Raw genomic sequence first — 22,655 nt, forward strand, 5'->3', positions numbered from 1 at the left:
GCGATAGGAAAGCGTAAATAAATTTAAAGAAGGAGAACTGAAGAATTGATAGCGGTTTTGGAATTTATTGTGATTCTTGTTTTAAATATTTTAATAGCGTCTGTTATTCTTTTGCAAGATTACTATGCGGGTAGTATAAAACTATTTTATTATCAAAAAATCGCTGCTGCGGTTATAGTTATACGTTCATTTTTGAGTATATGGATTACCTATTCTATGATAGCTACACTATTGGGGACATTAAAAATCTTAGTAGTTCAATCAGTTATATTACTTTGCCTTTGGGGGCTTATGCAGTATGTAAAGAAGTGCGGGGGAAAGTGGTATATTACAATGATTGCACTTATTATTTATGGTCTTAGCTGTTATTTTCATATTATGTATGCTATGACAGTGTAGAAGAAGTTTGTAAAATGTAGAAAATATGGGTGTATATAATGTTGGTTTAATTGCAGTTGTATTAGCGATTATGTTAAAAAAGACAATATAAAGTGGTAACGGTGTTAGTAGTGAGTCTAATATATGCCATTTTAATAAGTTTTACTTCCTATATGTCGCTCTTGAGTTGCAAAATTAACATATTGATATTCATTTTTCTAGGAATTAGTTTGTTCTTAGCTGGTATTTTTGAAAAAGAAAAGTAAAGTCGATTCGGTGTATCTCAAAATCTAAACAAATAGTTTAATTTTGGGATGCACTTTTTTGATACAAAGTAATCCGCTATACGAAACAGATGGAGAAGGAAATGTGATTGCAAGTTACGAATATGAGGCTATTACTCTAAGGTATTGTTCGCAGAAGGATAAACAATGGAAGAAGGTCATATGGTGGAAAGAAGAAAAGAACTTGAGATGGTATTTTTAGGGGGCGAAAAAAAGATAACTATTGCATCATTTGGATATTTGTATCCAAATGATGATGAGCTGTATTTACGTGATTTACAACTGAATTTCTTAGCTATATCCACAAATAATTTCCATTATGAGTATAAAGGGCCCATGTTTTTAATAAGTGAAATAATTGGGTTTGGGAAAAAACTAGAAGCATTACTGCGAAAAGAAAGTAAGGAAGCTGTATTGAGTGCCGATGAAGAGGAAATGGAGCTTAAAGTGAAGCTCAAAAGAAATCGATTTTTCGTATACTTTACTTTTTCTAAAAATGATTTAAAGAGTGAAAAATGGGAGTATGAAGTATCATTTGAAGCGGATGTAAAAAGTATAGAAGAGGTATGTTATAACATCAAAAAGTTATAGGATTAACTATTCTATACTTTTTAGAAGGTAGGAAAGTTTTAGTATTAAAACTAAAAATGGTGAAAAATTAGGGGAGCCAATCAAATAATCGAAATGAACCTTCCTTCTTTAGGAAATATGAAGTAATGAGGCTGATAATATGCATATTTGGACGCTGACGAATTGGGAAGAATATTATAATTTAGAAGAGGAGAGTCACCGTACTGGATTACGATTGAAATTTGATACAGATGTTGATCCTGAAGTAAGAAGAGCCATTAAGGAATTTTGTAAATGGCTGCGCCAAGAATACTTTTTCCCAATTAGAGTACCTATTTATGTGAAAACTTCATATAAAATAAAGGCAATGGATGGAGAGCTAGTCTATGGTACTTTCTTTGGGCCGTTTGATCGAAATGTTGAGCCGTATATTCGTATTTCGACAGGGGATTATTATGATACGGTGCAGAAAAATGGAAAAGATAACGCTTTAGGGTGCTATCTGGTTACTATTGCGCATGAGCTAACGCATTATTTCCAATGGATTAATGATATAAAACTAACGAGAATTGGATATGAGAGGCAGGCTACTGCTTATTCAGGATATATTATTGATGAGTATAAAGAAACTAGAGAGCATCCGTAAAGTAGAAACTGTATAGCTAACCGGAAGTATGAGGATTCCACATTTGTAATGAATGTTTAGCAACCCTTTGAAAAGGAGATATGCATATGAAATTTTATAACGCCGGATACCTCATAATTTCCTACGATAGGGAACTTATCTATAAAGAATGCAATATTGAGGGACTATCACAAACGATTTTAACGATATGTAATGGGATTCGACCTACATTTCCGGATTATTGGTTTTTCACTTGGTGCAATTCAAATAAAAATGATCCTATTGCTCAGATGATAAATGGAAGATTGAAGATTAGTAAAGAGGAACATGAAAGTGGACAATCTTTTTTAGATACACTAATGGAAGAAGAAAAGTTCTCGTGGCCGAATGCTTTTAAAAATTTAGAAGATGCGAGATTCTTTAAGCGAAATTATTTAAAAGGGATAGAAAATTTAGAGATTATTAGTTTGCATCTTTCAGAAGAGTATCGGACGGATTTTTTAATGAATGAGCGAGAAGAAAATGACTTTAAAGTTTCTATATATGACTTTCTCGAAAGTTCATTACCTGCTGATGTTAAAAATGATGAAATATTAGGATTTGATATATGCGGCTACGAGCCCGATTGGTTTTACTCATTTATTTATAATAATTTGCAAGTGGACTTTAAAGCGTTTGGCAAGAAATTAAATGAATTATCACTTGTTGATAAGTATGAAGATGCAAAGCAGATTATCCATTTAATTGATGATGGGGAAATTGAGGCAGAAGAGGTATTGTGGTATCCGTGGTTAATTTTGAAATGCATATAATCTTTTAAAGAAAGAGGTATAAGCACCGGATTAAAATGGAGATAGAACTAGATCACATCAATTGGCATTATAAAAGCTTGAAGAAAAAGCTGAAAGTATTAATGAAAGAATAAAAGCACGACCTTATTTGAAAAAATAAGATCGTGCTTTATTTTAGTTCCCTTTCCCGAAAAGATGAGAAAATGTATCTTTCAAATCACTATCATTTATTTTAATATCCGCCTTTTTTAATTCATCTTGTAATAATTTTTGACCGAAGGAAGGGTCGGCAAGACGTTCTTCTTCTAAGTCTTTACGTATAGAGTCTTTCACTTTATCGTAAGGTTGTAAATCTTTTTTATCAGTTAGTTTAATAATGTGATAGCCGTTTGGTGATTTTACGGGATTGCTAATTTGGCCGGGCTTTAATTTGTAGGCAGCTTTTTCAAATTCAGGTGTCATTTTGCCTGCCCCGAAGTATCCGAGGTCTCCGCCATTATCTTTTGATGCTAAATCTTGAGATTCTTGTTTTGCTAATTCTTCAAATGAAGTGCCGGTATCTAATTTCTTCTTTATCTCTTTCGCTTCATTTTCGTTACTTACTAAAATGTGACTAGCTTTAATTTCTGGTTTATAGTGGTCTTTCACATCTTTTTCTGTAACGCTTTGTTTAATCGCTTCATTCAATGCAAGTTTGAATTTAATTTGATTTTTGAAATCTTCCTCATCTTTTAAACGATTATTTTCTAGTGTTGCTTTGAATTGTTCTCCATATTGATCTTTTGCTTTTTCTACTTCTTTATCTACTGCATCATTAGATACTTTATATTTTTTAGTAATAACATCTTGTGCTACCATTTCGTATAGCGTGTCTTTTCCGTATCGATCTTTCAATTGTTTTTCGAAATCGCTCTTCGTAATGGTTGAGTTTGTTGTTGTAGCGATTGTGGCCGAGTCATTTTTTTGTCCGCAAGCAGATAGTATTAATATACTTATTAGTGCAGTGATAATGAATGTACTTTTTCCTTTCATGCTAACACCTCATCCGAATATGTTATCGCTATTGTAGAATATAGAAGTGAACATGAAGTGAATTTTTAATGTTTTTTCCCTGTAAAATGTAAAAAAAGTACATCAACATTAAAGTTGATGTACGATGTAATCAAAGGTGATCGGTTTTCTTAGAATATGCACGTTTTCCTTGCTGAATATTTTTTTGCTCTTGTTCATTTTTTTGAGTGCGCTTTGCATTATTGTCGCGTGCTTTTTTGTCGTTATCGCTAGTATGTGGCATATGTATCAACTCCATTTCTAAACGTTGTATGTTTATCATTTCCTTTTTCGTAAAGACTATGTATAGCGGTGCATTCATGAATACTAAAGGTGGATTAGAAATGGATTTGAAGCTGAATTATACTGAACTTATTAAGAAGTTAGTCGTTGTAATTATTGCGGGTTTATTAAATGCGATTGGGATGAATTTATTTTTAACACCAGCGAAAGTGTATGCGAGTGGTTTTGCTGGATTGTCTCAATTATTGTCACAAATATTAGGTGACTTTTTATCTATTCATATATCTACGGGGGTATTGTTTAGTTTGTTTAATATTCCTGTCGTTATTTTAGCGTGGAAAAAGGTTGGGAAGGCCTTTACATTTTTTAGTTTTCTTTGCGTTGTATTTATGACTTTGTTTTTAGAAATTATCCCAGTTAGAGCGGTTTCGCACGATATTATATTGAATGCGATTTTTGGTGGTATTATTTCAGCGATTGGGGTAGGGGTTGCTTTAAAGTGGGGGGCTTCTACAGGTGGTCTAGATATTATTGCTATGATTTTATCAAAAATAAAAGATAAGCCTGTCGGCACGTATTTTTTCTTCTTTAATGCACTTATCATTATCGCTGCTGGCTACGTATATGGATGGGAAAAGGCATTATATACTTTAGTCACTTTGTATGTATCAACGAGAATTATTGATGCGATTCATACCCGTCATGTGAAGATTACGGCATTAATTGTTACAAAGAACGGGGCAGATGTGCGAAAAGCGATTCACTCTCGCTTAGTGAGAGGGATTACAACTATACCAGCAACAGGTGCTTATACAAATGAAAATAAAGAAATGTTAATGATTGTTATTACTCGTTATGAGTTGTACGAATTAGAGAGGGTTATTAAACAAGTGGACCCAAGTGCATTTACAAATATACTGCAAACGGTCGGTGTGTTTGGATTGTTTAGAAAAGATTAAAGAGGACCAAAGCTGGTCCTCCTTTTTTAATGCGAATTCGTAATGTTTTGCAATTGCTCCTGCATTTCACGTAGCTGAACTTTTTCAGCAGTTGAAGAGTTTGCATAAGCAGAGTGCAAAGAGTTTTTTGCTCTATAAACGAGTTCCTGTTGTTCAGCGCCACTTGAACAAGAAACGGCACTTGAAACAGCGTCTCTAGCTTGTTGGAATAGTAAGTTCCCCATTTAAACCCCTCCAAATGAAGAGTTACTTCTCGCTTTTTCTGCCTCAGCTAATGTACCTCTGTACGGGAATCTTGCATCATGCTTCATAACAGCATCGGCTCCTTGCTGGATAAAACGTTTTGATTTGTTCTTTTTACCCATTCGAAAAACCCCCTTTATTTAGCTGAAAACAATTGACGCGCTGACTTTTGCGTCTAATAATAGTATGAGCGTTTGGCGAGAAACTATAAGCAGGGAATTTTTAGATTACAATCCAAGAACCTCTTCTAAATATAGAGCGATACCATCTTCTTCATTCGTTAATGTCGTATGATTTGCGAGTGATTTTAATTCAGGAATTGCATTACCCATTGCGATTCCATGACCAGCAAATTCGATCATTTCAAAGTCGTTATCCTCATCACCAAAAGCGATAATTCGCTCTTTAGGAATATTATAATGGCCTGAAATTTTTTGTAATCCGACAGCTTTATTTAATCCGCTTTTTACAATTTCAATAATTGGCCAAGGCGCACCCCATTTTCTATGGTCGATGACTTCAGCATGCATATCTGTTAAATGTTGGCGAATTGCAGCAGAATGCTCGTCATGTGCATCGATTAATAAGCAAGTTGGATGGTCGTTTAAAATATTTAATAAATCTCCTGTGAAAATCCTTGGAGAACCGAATTCAAAAATATGTTTTTTATCTTCATCAATTTCACGGACATACACATCATCGATGACTTCAGCGTAGACATTTTTCACGCCGAAATCAAAGCAAGCTCGGACGATTTCCTGCGCTGTTGAAAGTTCAAGAGGAGAGTGATGTGTTCCCCAACTTGAATCAAGAGGGTGATGCACGTAAGCTCCATTAAAGTTTACGATTGGTGTGTTAAGGCTAAGTTCTTTATAATAATCGTAACTAGCGCGGAATGGACGTCCTGTTGAAATAACGACAATATGTCCTTGTTCTTTTGCTTTTGCAATTGTGTTTTTCGTTCTTGGAGAAATTATTTTGTTGTCTGTTAATAAAGTTCCGTCTAAGTCTAATGCGATTAAATGTTGTTTGTTCATAATTTCACCTCTTATAATAAATTTTTTGATTCTATCTGTATTTCCGTTTTTAATATGCAGAAATAAGAGGTTAGACTGGGTGAAACTACTGTAAATGAAAGTTTCACTATATATCCATCTTACGTCGCGAAGCGCTGTGGTGTCTACTATTTCTCGTTGGAAATTAGGAAAAGTCAATATCTTTTTAGAAAGTTCAAACAATGTTTCTTTCATTATGTACAATTTGTGAAAAGGGTTACATTGTTTGAATGATGCGACTTATAATGAACATGTAATCTTCTCGTATATGTTTGACTCTCCTTTGAAACTGGCCTAAAGTAGGTTGGTTTCTTTTTTTTCAACAAATATGCCAATAATTCCTGCTTAAGCTTGTGTAATTATATATATGTACATGGGTAAACGGTAGTACTTGTTTCCTAAACATGACAGAAAGGCTTTCTTTTAAAATGGATATACTAATGAGGCAAGACGTCATGGAAGGAGAATGAAAATGGGACAAAATCGCAGGTTTCGTTCAGGGCAAAAAGCGCCAAATGATGGCATTTACGTAGAAATTGGTGAAACGGGAAGTATGGTGAAAAATCCGCAAATGGTACAATTAACTGCCGGTGAAAAGTTTCCAGAGAACGCAAATCATAACCGTCAGTGGACATATAAAAGAAAACCGTAACAGAAGCCGCAATCATTATTGCGGCTTTTTTGATTAGGAAAATGAATGTTACTTTTTTCTTTTTCCAATAATAAGTTTGAACTACATAAGCAAAATTATTGTATAAAAAAGTCAGTTGGCGTATAATCAAATCAAAGGTCAAAGAAAGTCAAACATTTGGAGGGCTGTAAAGATGGACTTAAATCAAATGACAACGAAAACACAGGAAGCGATTATGAGTGCTCAATCTTTAGCGGTATCTCATCATCATCAAGAAGTAGATACTGTTCATCTATTGCTTACGTTATTAGAGCAACAAGACGGATTAACGGTACGTATTTTTCAAAAAATGAATGTCGATATAGAAGCGTTAAAGCAAGGCGCCGAAAGTTTAATTAAGAAAAAGCCTTCTGTAACTGGAAGCGGGGCAGAGGCAGGGAAATTATATGTAACAGGTGCTTTGCAACAACTGCTTGTAAAAGCGGGAAAAGAAGCGGAGAAATTGCAAGATGACTACATTTCAATCGAACATGTATTACTTGCTTTTTCTGAAGAGAAAGGCGATATAAATCGATTATTTGAAAAATTTTATATTACGAAAGATAACTTATTACAGTCTTTAATGACAGTTCGGGGGAATCAAAGAGTGACTAGTCAAAATCCAGAAGTAACTTATGAAGCGTTAGAAAAATATGGCCGTGATTTAGTGGCTGAAGTAAGAGCGGGGAAAATTGATCCTGTAATTGGCAGAGATAGTGAAATTCGCCGCGTGATCCGCATTCTTTCACGCAAAACGAAAAATAACCCCGTTTTAATCGGAGAGCCAGGTGTTGGTAAAACAGCAATCGTTGAAGGATTAGCGCAGCGTATTGTGAAAAAAGATGTCCCAGAAGGATTAAAAGATAGAACAATTTTCGCTTTAGATATGAGTGCACTTGTGGCCGGAGCAAAATTCCGCGGTGAGTTTGAAGAACGTCTGCAAGCTGTATTAAATGAAATTAAAAAGAGTGAAGGCCGTATTTTATTATTCATTGATGAACTTCATACAATCGTCGGCGCTGGTAAAACAGAAGGAGCGATGGATGCGGGAAATATGTTAAAACCAATGCTAGCGCGTGGTGAACTGCATTGTATCGGGGCAACGACATTAGATGAATACCGTAAATATATTGAGAAAGATCCAGCGTTAGAAAGACGTTTCCAACAAGTGTTAGCAGAAGAGCCAACTGTTGAGGATACAATTTCCATTTTACGTGGTTTAAAAGAGCGTTTTGAAATTTATCACGGTGTAAATATTCATGACCGGGCGATTGTAGCGGCATCTGTTTTATCAGATCGATATATTTCAGATCGTTTCTTGCCCGATAAAGCAATTGATCTTGTTGATGAAGCTTGTGCAACAATTCGAACAGAAATTGATTCTATGCCAACAGAATTAGATGAAGTAACGCGCCGCATTATGCAGCTGGAAATTGAAGAAGCTGCTCTTGGGAAAGAAAAAGATTTAGGTAGTCAAGAGCGCCTAAAAACATTGCAACGTGAATTATCGGATTTAAAAGAAGTTGCAAGTAGTATGAGAGCGAAATGGGAGAAAGAAAAAGAAGACATTCACAAAGTGCGTGACTTACGTGAGCATTTAGAGCGCTTGCGCCGTGAGTTAGAAGAAGCAGAAGGAAATTACGATTTAAATAAAGCAGCTGAGCTTCGCCACGGGAAAATTCCAGCTATCGAAAAAGAGTTAAAAGAAGCGGAAGAGATGGGTGCACATAATAAACAAGAGAATCGCTTATTACGCGAGGAAGTAAGTGAAGAAGAAATTGCAGACATTGTTTCAAGGTGGACTGGTATTCCTGTCGCAAAACTTGTTGAAGGTGAACGTGAGAAATTATTACGTCTTGAACAAATTTTATCAGAGCGTGTTATCGGTCAAGAGGAAGCGGTAAGCCTTGTATCAGACGCAGTTCTTCGTGCGCGCGCTGGCATTAAAGATCCGAATCGTCCAATTGGTTCATTCATTTTCTTAGGCCCTACAGGTGTTGGTAAAACTGAGCTTGCAAAAACGCTAGCACAAACGTTATTTGACAGTGAAGAGCAAATGATTCGTATCGATATGTCTGAGTATATGGAGAAACACGCAGTGTCACGCTTAATTGGTGCGCCTCCTGGATATGTTGGATATGAAGAAGGCGGACAATTAACAGAAGCAGTAAGACGTAAACCATATTCAGTTATTTTGTTAGACGAAATCGAAAAAGCACATCCAGAAGTATTCAACATTTTATTACAAATGTTAGACGATGGACGCATTACAGATTCGCAAGGACGTACAGTAGACTTTAAAAACACGGTTATTATTATGACTTCAAATATTGGATCTGCTCACTTATTAGAAGGGCTAGAAGAAGATGGTTCTATTAAAGAAGAGTCAAGAGAACTTGTAATGGGACAATTAAGAGGACATTTCCGACCAGAATTCTTAAACCGTGTCGATGAAATTATTTTATTCAAACCTCTTACAAGGAATGAAATTAAAGGTATTGTTGATAAGATTGTACAAGAATTGCAAGGGCGTTTAGCAGATCGCCACATATCATTAGAATTGACGGAATCTGCAAAAGAATTTGTTGTAGAAGCTGGATTCGATCCGCTGTACGGAGCTCGTCCGTTAAAACGATACGTACAGCGTCAAGTTGAGACGAAATTAGCGAGAGAATTAATTGCAGGAACGATTACTGACAATAGTCACGTAGTGGTTGATGTAGAAAATAACGAATTAGTCGTTCATGTAAAGTAAAAAAAGAGTTCGGATAAAATCCGGACTCTTTTTAGTGTTGTTCTACTGGCTCGTTTGGAATCGCAGCTGCAATCGCTAATACTAATACCGCAAGAACAACTGAGAAAATAGACGCTTGGTTAAAATCGTATGTACCGCCAGTCATAGAGCCGATTACGTAGCTCATCATATGTACAAGCGCGAACGACCAAATTAATGCCCAAATGAAACGCATATTTTACACCTCTATTCGTTCAATCTGTCCTTATTGTAACACAATTGAAAAAAGAATATAGAAAAATATTTGTAGATTTTTCAACGCAAATTTGCATTCTGTTCATACATTATAAAAGAGTACTTTTATACGTTTAGAAAATAAGGCGGGAGAAAAATGAGTATTACGGAACGTTTTTTTTACTTAGAAAAAGAACCATGTGTAATTTATTTACCGGAAAAGCCAAATGGATTTTCTGTTATGCTCCTAGGAGATTATAACTATTTTATTGAGAATGGTACAAGTTTATGGACACAGCATGCAGGGAGAGCTTATTTTTTACAGGGCCTTATTGAAAAAGGCTATACGGTCTTTTCATCTAACTTATATGGAAGGCATTGGGGGAACGACCGAGCTGTTCGTCTTGCAAAACGTTTGTATGATGTCGTTCTAAGAAAAGAGACATTGAATGCGAAAATGCACATTATGGCAGATGGTATGGGAGCGCTTGTAGCGCTGGAGATGATGAACAAATACCCTGAATGTATACGTTCTGTCGTTATGTTAAATCCGTGTTTAGATTTACCAGAATATGTGGATTTTGAGAAAGAGCATAAGTTTTTTTACAAAAGATTAGTGAAGGAATTAAGTTTGGCTTATGATTCCAAAGAAGAAGAATTAGAATCAAAAATAAATCAGAAATCATTTGCGCTGCTGCCGTCTTGTGTACCTGTTAAAATTTTTGTCTCAACACAGGAAAAAAGAGGAAGAAAACAATTGTTACGTAAATACGAGAAAATGAGGCAATTCAATCAATGCGATACTTCTGTTTTATTCCATCTGCAAGATGTGAAATATAAAATGGTTAGACAAACGACTGATTTCTTTAAAAAATATGAAGAAGAATTGTGAAGCTCCCATATACATAAATGAGGAGCTATTTGTTTCAAGGGGAAAGGGTTGGTGGTATGAAACGCGTGCTGATTATAGGTGCACTTACGTTTGTAGGTTATCACCTTGTGAATAAAATGATTGCAGAAGAAGTAGAAGTATATGGTCTTGATTTTGATGAATTTGATAGTATGACAAAAATTAATGAAGAGAAATTATTGCTGATTGGGCGGAATGCGTTATTTACGTACTATTCTATAAGGGATGAAGACGGATGGCGATCGGTAGAGGAAGAGAGTTTCGATACAGTTTATTTTTGCTTGTATGAGCCGAATCAGCAAAGTGGATTTCGGAATGAAAGGGTCATATTACAATATTTAAAACGAATCGTAAGGATGTGTGAAAAAAATAAAGTAAAGTTAAATCTAATTTCTTCTATTGAAATAGGAAGCACTGAAGAATCCGAAAACAAACATCTATTTTCGAAAGTGGAAGAAGGGTTGAAAAAAGGCGAATTACAATATAGTGCATATCGAGTTCCTACATTATATGGGCCGTGGCAACCGTCGTTTATGATGTATCATCAGCTTATTTTATCAGAACTTGATGAAAAAGAGTGCCTTTGTATAAATGGAGAAAAAGGAAGTGATTTACTTTACGTTGAAGATGTATGTGAATATTTATGGGAAAATGGAATGAATGTAAAACACCTCGGTATATATAATTTACTTAGTGGAAAAGAAGAGTTATGGGAAAAAGGTATGACCTTGCTGCATGCAGATGATAAAGTAAATAAAAAAAATGTGGAAGTAAGAGATGAAGCTGTAGAGGTTATTTCTATTCAAAAAAATACACCAGTAGAATTCGGTTTAAATAAACAATTGGCACATATGAAAAAATATAAAGAGTTATACGAAGGGTAGCACGCGTGTTACACTATTGTATGGATAATTGATTGAAAAGCTTTAATGGAGAGGAAGAGATTACATGAACGAAAAAAGTATGCAATTTTTACAAATCGCAATGAAGCATTTACCAGAAGCAAAGGCAATTTTAGATTCTAATGGAATTGCACTTGATATGGAGAAAGCACAGCCGGTGTTAGAGCTATTGATGAAAGTAATGGGCGAAGCATATGAGCTTGGGAAAGCGGATAAAGAATAAAACCAAACAAAACCCTTCTTTTTTGATGGGAGAGAGGCTCGAACCGTGGATAGAAGCGGTAAGGGCCTTTTTTTGTTTCGAGCGGAGTGAAACCAGAGTGATGAGGTAGTTAAGGGAGAATGTTATGAGGAGAAGGTCTTAGTTTTGAAGGGAAAGCAGATAAAGAATAAAACCACCCCCTTCTTTTTTGATGGGAGAGAGGCTCGAGCCGTGGATAGAAGCGGTTGGGCCTTTTTTTGTTTCGAGCGGAGTGAAACCAGAGAGATGATGAGGCTAAAGGGGAAGGTTATGAGGAGAAGGTCTTAGTTTTGAAGGGAAAGCAGATAAAGAATAAAAAAAAACTTCTTTTTTGATGGGAGAGAGGCTCGAGCTGTGGATAGAAGCGGTTAGGGCCTTTTTTTGCTTCGAGCGGAGTAAGGTCAAAAGTATTGGGAAGTTTATCTTTTGAAAGGATAGGAATTTTTCTGTTTCTTTTAATGAAAAATAAAGTTCGTAATACGCTGTCTTATTTTTTTAGCTGAAATATATTCTAGACAAAAGTACATTTATGTTTTAAAATTAGTACCAAGTCATAATAATTGATATAAAACGGAGGGCTGCGATGTGAACGTGGGCATTTTAGGGATCGGAAGGTATGTGCCAGAAAAAGTAGTCACAAATCACGATTTAGAGAAAATCGTAGATACATCTGATGAATGGATTCGTACGAGAACGGGAATTGCAGAAAGACGCATTGCCGATGATACAATAGATACTTCATATATGGCGGTAGAGGCTTCTAAAAAAGCACTTGAAGATGCCGGGATTAGCGGAGAGGATATCGATCTTATTTTAGTGGCAACAGTAACGCCAGATCGCGCATTCCCAGCAGTAGCTTGTGTAATCCAAGAAGCAATTGGCGCAAAACACGCAGCCGCAATGGATTTAAGTGCAGCGTGTGCTGGCTTTATGTACGGAATGATTACAGCGCAGCAATTTATTCAAACGGGAACTTATAAAAATGTATTAGTAGTTGGTAGTGACAAACTATCTAAAATTGTAGACTGGAACGATCGAAATACAGCAGTACTATTTGGGGACGGAGCAGGTGCTATCGTAATGGGAGCTGTTTCGGAAGGGAAAGGTGTACTTTCTTTTGAATTAGGAGCGGACGGAAGTGGCGGTAAGCATCTTTATCAAGACGAGTATGTTATGATGAACGGCAGAGAAGTCTTTAAATTTGCTGTTCGCCAACTTGGTGATTCCTGTCTTCGCGTGTTAGAAAAAGCGGGACTTACGAAAGAGGATGTGGACTTCTTAGTACCACATCAAGCGAATATTCGTATTATGGAATCTGCAAGAGAAAGATTAAATTTACCGAAAGAAAAAATGAGTATGACAATTGAAAAGTTCGGTAATACATCGGCTTCTTCAATTCCAATTGCAATGGTAGAGGAATTGCAAAATGGACGTATTCAAGATGGTGATTTAATTATACTAGTCGGTTTTGGCGGCGGGTTAACATGGGGAGCAGTAGCTCTTCGTTGGGGTAAATAAGGACTGAGAGAAAAAAAGGAGTGTATTTTGTATGGAAAAAAAGAGGGTCGTAATTACAGGGCTAGGAGCTGTTACACCGATCGGAACAGATGTTGAAACAGCTTGGGAAAACATTAAAAACGGTGTATCCGGAATCGGACGACTTACAAGAATAGATTCAGAACAAATTCCTGCAAAAGTAGCAGCAGAAATTAACGACTTTGAAGTCGAAAAATATATAGATAAAAAAGAAGCGCGCCGTATGGACCGCTTTACGCAATATGCAGTAGCAGCAGCGAAAATGGCAGTTGCGGATGCGAAGCTTGAAATTACAGAAGAAAATGCACCACGCATTGGTGTATGGGTTGGTTCTGGTATTGGTGGTATGGAAACATACGAAGAACAATTTAAGATTTTTACTGAAAAAGGTCCGCGCCGCGTGAGTCCATTCTTCGTACCAATGATGATTCCAGATATGGCAGCAGGTCAAGTGTCAATCGCTACAGGAGCGAAAGGAATTAATACTTGCTCTGTAACAGCTTGTGCATCTGGAGCAAACTCAATTGGTGATGCGTTTAAAGTAATCCAGCGCGGTGATGCTGATGCGATGATAACAGGCGGAGCAGAAGCACCATTAACAAGTATGGCATTCGCTGGGTTTAGCTCAGCGAAAGCATTAACATTCAATGAAGATCCAGCAACGGCTTGCCGCCCATTCGATAAAAATCGTAGCGGTTTCGTAATGGGTGAAGGATCAGGAATTCTTATTCTTGAAGAATTAGAGCATGCGTTAGCGCGTGGTGCTCATATTTACGCGGAAATTGTCGGCTATGGTGCAACTGGTGATGCATTCCATATTACAATGCCTGCTCCTGGTGGTGAAGGTGGAGTTCGTGCGATGCGTCAAGCTTTAGCTGATGCAGGTCTAGAGCCAGAAGATATTGATTACATTAATGCGCATGGTACAAGTACAGATGCAAATGAAAAGTATGAAACGATGGCAATTAAAGAAACGTTTGGTGAGCATGCATATAAAGTAGCAATTAGCTCGACGAAATCAATGACAGGTCACTTATTAGGAGCAGCTGGTGCTGTTGAAGCGATCTTCTCTATTAAATCAATCACAGACGGAGTAATTCCTCCGACGATTAACTATGAAACACCAGATCCAGAATGTGATTTAGATTACGTACCAAATACAGCGAGACATCAAGAAGTGCGAGCTGTATTAAGTAATTCATTAGGATTCGGTGGTCATAACGCAGTATTAGTATTTAAAGCATATAAATAATATGTACAATAAGGTGTCTTTTCGTAAAGTACTACGAAAAGACACCTTATTTATTTTTTATCACCTTTACGTTCCATTCTTTTTTGCATATACATAAGAAAAGGAGGGATGAAGGTGGGGGTTATTGAAACGGCAGAATGGTTACATCTGTATTATGGACGTCCAGAGAAGCTTTGTGAGAAATTTACAAAGTATATTCCATTGCCAAAAGAGAGACTGTATCGCTTTTTAATCTCTAAAGGTATGTATCGCCCAGTAATGCGGGGGGAGCAGGAAATTAAAGAGTTAGAGAAGAAAGAAATTTGGAAAGAACTTAGCATGGAGTATGAAAAATTGAAAGGTTGGCTAAAAGGTCCAGATGTCCCTATCTTTATTTTATTATCAGATTCATACAATCGAACTGTACAAGAGGAATATAACGGGAAGGCTGGCTTATCTATGCGTCACGTTATTTTCTTATTCGTATGTGGACGTAATTCAGTAGAGGAACTAAAAGCTTTATTAACGCATGAATACCATCATATATGTAGGCTACATCAAATTGAGACGAAAGAAACAGAGTATACATTACTTGATACGATGATTATGGAAGGGTTAGCTGAGCAAGCTGTGTATGAAAGGTATACAGAAAAAAGATGTGCACCGTGGACTACTTACATTTCAAAAGAAGATGCTATTTATTATTGGAGGAATTCAATACAAGAACGAATAGGCGTAAAGAGAGGTACGAGGGAGCATGATGTTTTATTAAATGGACTGCACTCGTATCCGAAAATGCTTGGCTATGCACTTGGATTTCATATTGTGAAAGATTGTGTAGCATTTGAAGGAGAAAATACACTTTCTTTATTATCTATAGATGCGAAAGAAATATTGAATAAAGCAAATACATTTCATGTTTCATGAAAAACAGGGGAGCTATCTCCTGTTTTTTTAATATTATAGAAGAAAAAATAATAATTAGAATATATTTCCTCAAGTGGAATAAAGTTAAGCAAAACTGAACATAATGATTGGTACAAACAGTAGTGAAGTGAGGGGTAGTGAATGTTATATCTACATGATGTATGGGTAAATTGGTTTGAAGGTGAAGAGAATGGGTATAACGTTTGTCATTTTTACGAATGGCGGAAAGATGATACGATTGAGCTATTAGATCAAGTGCCATTATTAAAAGTAGATGCCACATTATATCATTACATCGAGAACGAATTATTAGAGCTTCCGCAAAAATTATTGGAAGACGTATATCATAAGGCTTATATTCGTAAAAATCACGAACGTTTGCAACAAGAATATTGTTTTGTAGTTACAGATGGAAAAGGAATTATTGCGATTGATTCAATCGGCTATAATGTGCCAATTAGAAAAAGTAGGCTTATACCGCGTCAAGAACAGATGGTATATGAGATGGTAGAGAATGTGCAAGCAGAAAAGTATGAGTTCCAAGTGGAAGAGATTGAAAAAGAACATCATATTTTATCGCCGTCGCCTTTCATTATGAATGGCCTAACTCGTAAAGAAAGACAGTTAAAACAATTATTATTTATGGCATTAGATCAATTACATACAACGAAAAATCCAGCTGAAATTCGCTATTGGTTCACAGAGTGGGATCCATCAGCGTACGGAATGGTCCAACATATGGAGTTTGAAGATGTTTGGGCTAAACTTTATGATGAAGCGAAAACTGGATGGTCTGAGAAGCACGAGCAATTATGTGAGCGCCTTGTAAAAGGACAGCCGTTTTTTGAAAAGTTATGGGAAATGGAAAATGAGCAGAAGGTAAATTAAAAAAACCGCCAATTGGCGGTTTTTTTTATGGAGGTGACAAGAATGTTCGGTGGCTTCGCGCCTTCCTGCGAGGCAAAAAGTGCCTCTACGTCAGGAGCTCCATCCCCCTCACATTCTAAGCGAGCCGCTTCCGCTTTATGTGAAATCCAGCTCCAGCGGCAAGAATGTTCGGTGGCTTCGCGCCTTCCTGCGAGGCAGAACCCGCCTCTACGTCAGGAGCTCCATCCCCCTCACATTCTGAACGAGCCGCTTCCGCCTTTTATGAAATCCAGCTCCAGCGGCAAGCTCTTCGTGTCTAAGAACCTTCCACATAAGAAGGCAAAAAGCGCCTTTTATGCGAAAGAACCTTAGCCAGTCAGAGCTGAACGAGCCGCTTCCGCTTTATATATTACCTACGCTTTCTACTTAATCCCATTGCGTTTTCTACTTTGCGTAGTTGTTTGAATGCAACGCGGTTCGCTTTTTCGGCACCTTTGTCTAGAATTTCGTCTAGTTCTGGGGAGTTGATTAGTTCGTTATATTTGTCTTGGATTGGACGAATTGCTTCTACGACTACTTGTGCTAGGTCGCCTTTGAAGTCTCCGTATCCTTTTCCTTCGTACATTGCTTCTATTTCTTCAACTGTTTTTCCAGAGAATGAAGAGTAGATTGTTAATAAGTTAGAGATTCCAGGTTTGTTTTCTTTATCAAATTTCACGATACCTTCAGAATCAGTTACAGCACTTTTAATTTTCTTTTCAATTGTTTTTGGTTCATCAAGCATACTGATCATTGCTTTTGGATTCGGATCAGATTTACTCATTTTTTTCGTAGGTTCTGTTAATGACATAACGCGAGCTCCTACTTTTGGAATACGAATTTCAGGAACAGTGAACACTTCACGGAAGCGTTTGTTGAAACGCTCTGCTAGGTCGCGTGTTAATTCCATATGTTGTTTTTGATCATCACCAACAGGTACGATTTCAGTGTTGTAAAGTAAAATATCAGCAGCCATTAATGGTGGATACGTTAGTAATCCAGCTGGAACTGAATCTCTACCAGAAGATTTATCTTTATATTGCGTCATACGCTCTAATTCTCCAACGTAAGCAACTGATTGCATAATCCATCCTAGTTGAGCGTGTGCTGGTACTTCTGATTGTACAAATAAAGTAGCTTTTTCAGGATCGATGCCGCATGCTACATAAAGTGCAGCAAGACTGCGAATGTTTTTACGAAGTTGTACGGGATCTTGAGGTACTGTAATCGCATGTTGGTTTACAATACAGAAATAACAGTCGTGTTCATTTTGAAGCTCTGTAAATTGCTTCATAGCTCCTAAATAGTTTCCAAGTGTAATCGTTCCACTCGGCTGAATACCAGAAAAGATAACTGACATAAGTAATTCCTCCTAAATTTGAATGCGTGATGGGGAAGAGAAGGCATTCAAAAAAGCCCATTCATCCCAAATTACATAGGGACGAATGGACCGCGGTACCACCCTAATTATTTCACAACTGTGAAATCTCTCAAGATCCATAATAACGTTTGGATATAACGCCAAAGCCTACTACTTTCGGTTCGGTTTGGTGCTCAAAAGCCCATTCCATACTGCGCAATTACTTGTTCACACCAGCCACAAGCTCTCTGAAATTGCCTCAATATGTACTCTTCTTTATCATCGCATACATATAAATTTATTTATTGTTACCTAAGCTCTTTTAATATGAAAGAACTAAAGTTTTATAACAAAATGTTTTGCTGATTATTATATCATATGGAATAGTGTTTGCAAACTACATCAAAATAGTAAAGCTAATGAGGATCGAGAACAACCCAAGTACGATACCGGTAATACAAATCGGATACGTCCATTTGAATGAATATGTTTTATAAATACGTTCTTTCTTATCGATAGGTTCCTCTGCTTCTTCAATTAAAGAGTCAATTTTTTTATTCGTACCAAATACTCTTTGGAATGCGTAAATTGTTACGTTAAAAAATCCGTTTTGAAATATGAATAAAAAACCACCTATAAGAATAAAAAACAATGCAATATAGAATGAGATGTTGACAAAATTCAACAAAAAATGAGATGAAACGAGGAATGCGCCCACACTAGAAGCGATTATCGCAACCAAAAATAGTATACAAGTATGAAAAAAAACTTTATTCAAAATATTCCCCTCCGTCAAAATATTACTAGAATTATTATACTATAAAAGTTATAATAAGTAATATAAATAATTTTTTGAAAATTATACGCAATTGAGGTTCTAATTTCAAGATGATGGTAGCAATGTTAACGTATCCCTTTACAAAAAATTAAAAATATAAACATTTTATTAAAAATTTTAACAAAAAAACAAAAAACTATATTCACAATCGTCATATTATATGTATAATGAAAATTGTAGAAACTTGGAGATTATTCTTTCAATTCTGCTTTTCTACAAGTGAGGGTACAGTAAGTGCAATTAGGGGAGGTAACACAACATGAAGAAAAAGATACCGTTATTAATTGCATCAACGTTGACAGTGAGTATGTTAGGAGCTTGTAGTTATCAAAAAGAAGATAACAAAGCAGGCGCAAAGGAAAAAGCCTCAAATAAACAAGTGTTAAACCTAACTGAAACAGCTGAGATTCCAACAATGGATACGACGTTATCAACAGATGCAGCATCTTCTAACATCATGAATAATACAATGGAAGGATTATATCGTCTGGGGAAAGATGATAAACTCGTTCCAGGTGTCGCTAAATCCTATGAGAAATCAGAGGATGGTAAAAAGTACGTATTTAAATTACGTGAAGATGCGAAATGGTCTAACGGTGATCCTGTAACAGCTAAAGACTTCGTTTATTCTTGGAGAAGAGCTGTAGATTCAAATACGGGTGCCAAGTTTGCTTACATACTATTTGATGTTAAAAATGCGGAGAAAGTTAACAAAAAAGAGTTACCAGTTGAAGAACTTGGTGTAAAGGCCGTTGATGATCACACACTTGAAGTGGAATTAGACAACCCTGTTCCTTATTTTGTAAGTTTAACAGTCTATCCAACATTTTATCCTTTGAATGAGAAGTTTGTAAAAGAACAAGGAGATAAATTCGGATTAGAATCCAATACGACACTTTATAATGGCCCATTCGTTTTAAATGAATGGAAGCATGAACAAAGTTTCAAATTGACGAAGAACCCGACGTATTGGGAAAATAAAGTAGTAAAACTTGAGGAAGTAAACTTCAATATTGTTAAGGATCGTTCAACGGCTATAAATTTATATGAAACAAAAGCAATTGATCGTGTAGTATTAACATCAGAGTTTGTAGATAAATACAAATCAGATGCTGATTTTAAAACAATTAAGAGACCATCTACACAATTCATTCGCTTAAATGAAAAAAATAAGTTTTTAGCAAATAAAAATATCCGAAAAGCAATTGCGATGTCCTTTGAACGTGAAAATATCGGGAAAGTTATCTTAAACGATGGTTCAGAAGGAATGTATGGTTTTGTTCCGAAGGGTTTGGCAAAAGGACCTAACGGAAAAGACTTCCGTGAAGAGAACGGAAAGCTTATAAAAGAGGATGTTAAAGAAGCTCAAAAATATTGGGAAGCTGGTAAAAAAGAACTTGGTGTAGACAAAGTAGAGTTAGAGTTATTAAACTTTGATACTGATGATGCCAAAAAAATCGGAGAGTATTTAAAAGGACAATTCGAAAAGAACTTACCAGGTTTAACAGTTTCAACAAAAATGCAGCCATTTGCACAAAAATTAAAACTTGAAGCAAGTGGAGATTATGCGATGTCATATGCGGGATGGAGTCCAGATTATATGGATCCAATGTCATTCCTTGAAATGTATACAACAGGTAATTCACAAAATAAAGTGAATTACGCAAATCCAGCTTATGATGAACTAATTAAGAAAGCCAAAACAGAAGTAGATGTACAAGCTCGTTGGGATGCTCTATTAAAAGCAGAACAACAACTGCTTGAAGATGCAGCGATTGCTCCAGTATATCAACCTGGAAAGGCATATTTACAACGTAGTTCAATTACAGGCCTATTAGAACATAAATATGGCGGAGAATTTAGCTATAAGTGGGTTGAACTCAAAAACTAAAAATGGTTTCCATCATGAATAAGGGTATATGCCTATGATGGGCATATGCTCTTATTTTAAAAAAATAAAAGTAAGAATATTTTAAACTATCTTATTGCTTTTGAGAAAAACGGGGAGGTGCTTGACTATGGGACGTTATGTATTAAAACGTTTCGTGTACATGGCTTTGACATTATTTTTAATTACTACACTGACTTTCTTCTTGATGAAATTACTTCCGGGTTCTCCGCTGAAAAACCAGGAGAAGTTATCACCGGCACAAAAAGAAATCATTCTTGAAAAATATGGTTTAAATGATCCGGTACCAGTTCAATATGCACGTTACTTAGGTAACTTAGCAAAAGGTGATTTAGGGGTATCATTCCAATATGATAACCGTCCGGTAACAGATATGATTGTGGATCGTATTGGACCATCAGCACAACTTGGTTTACAAGCGATTATATTAGGAACATTTATCGGTTTAATTTTAGGAATCATTGCGGCACTTCGTAACAATACGTGGGTCGATTATGGGGCGACAATTATTTCCGTACTCGGGATGTCGGTACCATCATTCGTATTCGCCGCATTACTACAATATTTCGTAGGGGTAAAACTTGGTTGGTTCCCAGTAGCATTCTGGAAAGGACCGGAGTTTACTGTAATGCCTACAATTGCACTATCGATGGGAGTTATCGCAACAATCGCACGTTTCTCTCGTGCAGAATTAATTGAAGTTATGCAAGCTGACTACATTTTAACAGCGAAAGCAAAAGGGATTAGTCAAGGCGTTATCATTGTAAAACACGCACTTCGTAACGCGTTAATTCCAGTTGTAACAATTTTAGGGCCAATGGTTGCTGCATTAATTACAGGGACACTTGTTATTGAGCAAATTTATGCTGTACCAGGACTTGGGGAACAATTCGTTAAATCTATTACAGTAAATGACTATACAATTATTATGGGAACTACGATTTTCTATAGTGCAATCTTCATTTTAGTTATTTTCATTGTCGATATTTTATACGGAATTATTGATCCTCGTATTCGTTTAGCGGGAGGGAAAAAATGATGAAAGATGTACAAAAATTATCTCCAGATTTATTTCAACAAGCCAATCAAAATAATGTTGATAATGAAGTCATTGCCCGTCCAAGCTTAACGTTTTGGCAAGATGTAAGAAGACGATTGTTCCAACATAAAGGAGCAATGTTTGGTTTCATTTTATTAGCGCTTATTATATTACTAGCAATTTTTGGACCGATGATAAGTAAACACTCGTATAAAGAGCAAGACTTAGGTCGTGCGAAAATGCCACCGAAAATTCCAGTGATTGAAAATGTTCATTGGTTACCATTTGACGGTACAGATCAATATGGTGTTGACCAATATGAAAAACGTGATATTAAAGAGTACTTCTGGTTTGGTACAGATGATCTTGGCCGTGATTTATGGACAAGAACTTGGGAAGGTACGCGTGTATCATTATATATCGCTCTTTTAGCAGCAGCAATTGACTTAGTAATTGGGGTTGCATACGGAGGTATTTCAGCGTTCTACGGCGGCAGAGTAGATAATATTATGCAACGGATTATGGAGATTATTAACGGTATTCCATACTTAATCATCGTTATTTTAATGGTAATCATTATGGGGTCAGGTATTTGGTCGATCACACTCGCGATGGCGATTACAGGTTGGATAGGGATGTCGCGGATTGTTCGTGGACAAATCTTAAAGTTAAAAAACCAAGAGTATGTATTAGCGTCTCGTACATTAGGTGCAACAAATACACAATTAATTGTGAAACACTTAATTCCAAACGTTATGGGACCAATTATCGTAATGACAATGTTTACAATTCCATCAGCGGTGTTTGGTGAGGCATTCTTAAGCTTCATCGGTTTAGGCATTCAGCCACCATTCGCATCACTTGGTTCTCTTGTAAATGATGGATATAAATCAATTCAAACGTATCCACACATGATGTTCATCCCTGCGGTTGTCATCAGTATGTTAATTCTAGCATTCAACTTAATGGCAGATGGATTACGCGATGCGTTAGATCCAAAAATGCGTAAGTAAACGAGGA

General features: G+C 36.3%; 25 protein-coding genes and 1 other annotated feature. Of the genes, 17 read left to right on the plus strand and 8 right to left on the minus strand.

The features are described from left to right. Nucleotides 1-45: 45 nt before the first annotated feature. The 4 genes from DET63_RS20215 to DET63_RS20235 all read left to right on the plus strand — a co-directional run bounded on the left by DET63_RS20215 (nt 46) and on the right by DET63_RS20235 (nt 2,669). A complete protein-coding gene (locus tag DET63_RS20215) occupies nt 46-399 on the plus strand; it encodes a hypothetical protein (protein WP_078184084.1) in 354 nt (117 codons plus the stop codon). Between the two features lie 410 nt (nt 400-809). Beyond that, nucleotides 810-1,253, plus strand: coding sequence for a WapI family immunity protein (locus DET63_RS20225; RefSeq protein ID WP_113937665.1), 444 nt, complete (start codon nt 810-812; stop codon nt 1,251-1,253). Between the two features lie 139 nt (nt 1,254-1,392). Next, nucleotides 1,393-1,878, plus strand: coding sequence for a hypothetical protein (locus DET63_RS20230; protein WP_113937666.1), 486 nt, complete (start codon nt 1,393-1,395; stop codon nt 1,876-1,878). An 86-nt stretch (nt 1,879-1,964) separates the two neighbouring features. Then, a complete protein-coding gene (locus DET63_RS20235) occupies nt 1,965-2,669 on the plus strand; it encodes a hypothetical protein (protein ID WP_113937667.1) in 705 nt (234 codons plus the stop codon). A 153-nt stretch (nt 2,670-2,822) separates the two neighbouring features. Here DET63_RS20235 and prsA read toward each other — a convergent pair whose 3' ends face one another. Next, nucleotides 2,823-3,680: a peptidylprolyl isomerase PrsA gene (gene prsA, locus DET63_RS20240; RefSeq protein ID WP_113937668.1), complete on the minus strand. Its 858-nt coding sequence runs from the start codon at nt 3,678-3,680 to the stop codon at nt 2,823-2,825. A 130-nt stretch (nt 3,681-3,810) separates the two neighbouring features. Next, nucleotides 3,811-3,942 (minus strand): DUF3941 domain-containing protein, encoded by a 132-nt coding sequence (locus DET63_RS20245; RefSeq protein ID WP_001120851.1) that lies wholly within the window; start codon nt 3,940-3,942, stop codon nt 3,811-3,813. 100 nt (nt 3,943-4,042) lie between these two features. Between DET63_RS20245 and DET63_RS20250 the strand changes: the two genes are divergently transcribed. Further along, a complete protein-coding gene (locus DET63_RS20250) occupies nt 4,043-4,900 on the plus strand; it encodes a YitT family protein (protein ID WP_113937669.1) in 858 nt (285 codons plus the stop codon). A gap of 26 nt (nt 4,901-4,926) precedes the next feature. Here DET63_RS20250 and DET63_RS20255 read toward each other — a convergent pair whose 3' ends face one another. From DET63_RS20255 to DET63_RS20265, 3 genes are all read right to left on the minus strand, one after another. Next, complete coding sequence (locus tag DET63_RS20255; RefSeq protein ID WP_002011309.1) at nt 4,927-5,124, minus strand: DUF3813 domain-containing protein; 198 nt, start codon at nt 5,122-5,124, stop codon at nt 4,927-4,929. Further along, nucleotides 5,125-5,265 carry a hypothetical protein gene (locus DET63_RS20260; RefSeq protein WP_000516816.1) on the minus strand — a complete coding sequence of 47 codons (141 nt, stop codon included), beginning with the start codon at nt 5,263-5,265 and terminating at the stop codon, nt 5,125-5,127. Between the two features lie 105 nt (nt 5,266-5,370). Next, on the minus strand, nt 5,371-6,180 hold the full coding sequence (locus DET63_RS20265) for a Cof-type HAD-IIB family hydrolase (RefSeq protein WP_002011310.1): 810 nt from the start codon (nt 6,178-6,180) through the stop codon (nt 5,371-5,373). Nucleotides 6,181-6,670: 490 nt separating this feature from the next. Between DET63_RS20265 and DET63_RS20270 the strand changes: the two genes are divergently transcribed. Both DET63_RS20270 and clpB read left to right on the plus strand, forming a co-directional pair. Further along, a complete protein-coding gene (locus DET63_RS20270) occupies nt 6,671-6,850 on the plus strand; it encodes a YjzC family protein (RefSeq protein WP_002086997.1) in 180 nt (59 codons plus the stop codon). A 172-nt stretch (nt 6,851-7,022) separates the two neighbouring features. After that, nucleotides 7,023-9,623 carry an ATP-dependent chaperone ClpB gene (gene clpB / locus DET63_RS20275; RefSeq protein ID WP_113937670.1) on the plus strand — a complete coding sequence of 867 codons (2,601 nt, stop codon included), beginning with the start codon at nt 7,023-7,025 and terminating at the stop codon, nt 9,621-9,623. A gap of 31 nt (nt 9,624-9,654) precedes the next feature. On the opposite strand, the gene DET63_RS20280 is transcribed toward clpB, so the two are convergent. After that, nucleotides 9,655-9,837, minus strand: a complete 183-nt coding sequence (locus tag DET63_RS20280) for a YjzD family protein (protein ID WP_001211111.1) — start codon at nt 9,835-9,837, stop codon at nt 9,655-9,657. A 156-nt stretch (nt 9,838-9,993) separates the two neighbouring features. On the opposite strand from DET63_RS20280, the gene DET63_RS20285 reads away from it, so the two are divergent. The 7 genes from DET63_RS20285 to DET63_RS20315 all read left to right on the plus strand — a co-directional run bounded on the left by DET63_RS20285 (nt 9,994) and on the right by DET63_RS20315 (nt 16,471). After that, entirely contained in the window at nt 9,994-10,728 is a 735-nt protein-coding gene (locus DET63_RS20285; protein WP_113937671.1) for a lipase family protein, read from the plus strand. A gap of 29 nt (nt 10,729-10,757) precedes the next feature. Next, nucleotides 10,758-11,630, plus strand: coding sequence for an NAD-dependent epimerase/dehydratase family protein (locus tag DET63_RS20290; protein WP_113937672.1), 873 nt, complete (start codon nt 10,758-10,760; stop codon nt 11,628-11,630). A 64-nt stretch (nt 11,631-11,694) separates the two neighbouring features. Further along, complete coding sequence (locus DET63_RS20295) at nt 11,695-11,871, plus strand: ComZ family protein (RefSeq protein WP_002011319.1); 177 nt, start codon at nt 11,695-11,697, stop codon at nt 11,869-11,871. Nucleotides 11,872-12,474: 603 nt separating this feature from the next. Further along, complete coding sequence (gene fabH / locus DET63_RS20300) at nt 12,475-13,407, plus strand: beta-ketoacyl-ACP synthase III (RefSeq protein WP_001100550.1); 933 nt, start codon at nt 12,475-12,477, stop codon at nt 13,405-13,407. 31 nt (nt 13,408-13,438) lie between these two features. Continuing rightward, the gene (gene fabF, locus DET63_RS20305; RefSeq protein ID WP_113937673.1) at nt 13,439-14,677 is read left to right on the plus strand and encodes a beta-ketoacyl-ACP synthase II; all 1,239 of its coding nucleotides are present in this window, start codon (nt 13,439-13,441) and stop codon (nt 14,675-14,677) included. A gap of 114 nt (nt 14,678-14,791) precedes the next feature. Next, on the plus strand, nt 14,792-15,583 hold the full coding sequence (locus tag DET63_RS20310) for a DUF2268 domain-containing putative Zn-dependent protease (protein ID WP_113937674.1): 792 nt from the start codon (nt 14,792-14,794) through the stop codon (nt 15,581-15,583). 141 nt (nt 15,584-15,724) lie between these two features. Beyond that, nucleotides 15,725-16,471 carry a YjbA family protein gene (locus DET63_RS20315; protein ID WP_002030367.1) on the plus strand — a complete coding sequence of 249 codons (747 nt, stop codon included), beginning with the start codon at nt 15,725-15,727 and terminating at the stop codon, nt 16,469-16,471. Nucleotides 16,472-16,859: 388 nt separating this feature from the next. On the opposite strand, the gene trpS is transcribed toward DET63_RS20315, so the two are convergent. Continuing rightward, nucleotides 16,860-17,849 carry a tryptophan--tRNA ligase gene (trpS, locus tag DET63_RS20325; RefSeq protein WP_000110999.1) on the minus strand — a complete coding sequence of 330 codons (990 nt, stop codon included), beginning with the start codon at nt 17,847-17,849 and terminating at the stop codon, nt 16,860-16,862. A 74-nt stretch (nt 17,850-17,923) separates the two neighbouring features. Then, nucleotides 17,924-18,141 (minus strand) — a binding site (T-box leader). 105 nt (nt 18,142-18,246) lie between these two features. Next, nucleotides 18,247-18,627 carry a DUF3899 domain-containing protein gene (locus DET63_RS20330; RefSeq protein ID WP_002125921.1) on the minus strand — a complete coding sequence of 127 codons (381 nt, stop codon included), beginning with the start codon at nt 18,625-18,627 and terminating at the stop codon, nt 18,247-18,249. A 319-nt stretch (nt 18,628-18,946) separates the two neighbouring features. On the opposite strand from DET63_RS20330, the gene DET63_RS20340 reads away from it, so the two are divergent. The 3 genes from DET63_RS20340 to opp3C all read left to right on the plus strand — a co-directional run bounded on the left by DET63_RS20340 (nt 18,947) and on the right by opp3C (nt 22,648). Continuing rightward, nucleotides 18,947-20,578: a peptide ABC transporter substrate-binding protein gene (locus DET63_RS20340; RefSeq protein ID WP_113937675.1), complete on the plus strand. Its 1,632-nt coding sequence runs from the start codon at nt 18,947-18,949 to the stop codon at nt 20,576-20,578. Between the two features lie 127 nt (nt 20,579-20,705). Beyond that, entirely contained in the window at nt 20,706-21,635 is a 930-nt protein-coding gene (gene opp3b / locus DET63_RS20345; protein WP_000534164.1) for an oligopeptide ABC transporter permease, read from the plus strand. Beyond that, nucleotides 21,632-22,648: an oligopeptide ABC transporter permease gene (gene opp3C, locus DET63_RS20350; protein ID WP_113937676.1), complete on the plus strand. Its 1,017-nt coding sequence runs from the start codon at nt 21,632-21,634 to the stop codon at nt 22,646-22,648. Before opp3b ends, opp3C begins: the two co-directional genes overlap by 4 nt. Nucleotides 22,649-22,655 lie beyond the last annotated feature (7 nt).

The organism is Bacillus sp. DB-2 (assembly GCF_003315125.1).
Classification (GTDB): Bacteria; Bacillota; Bacilli; order Bacillales; family Bacillaceae_G; genus Bacillus_A; species Bacillus_A mycoides.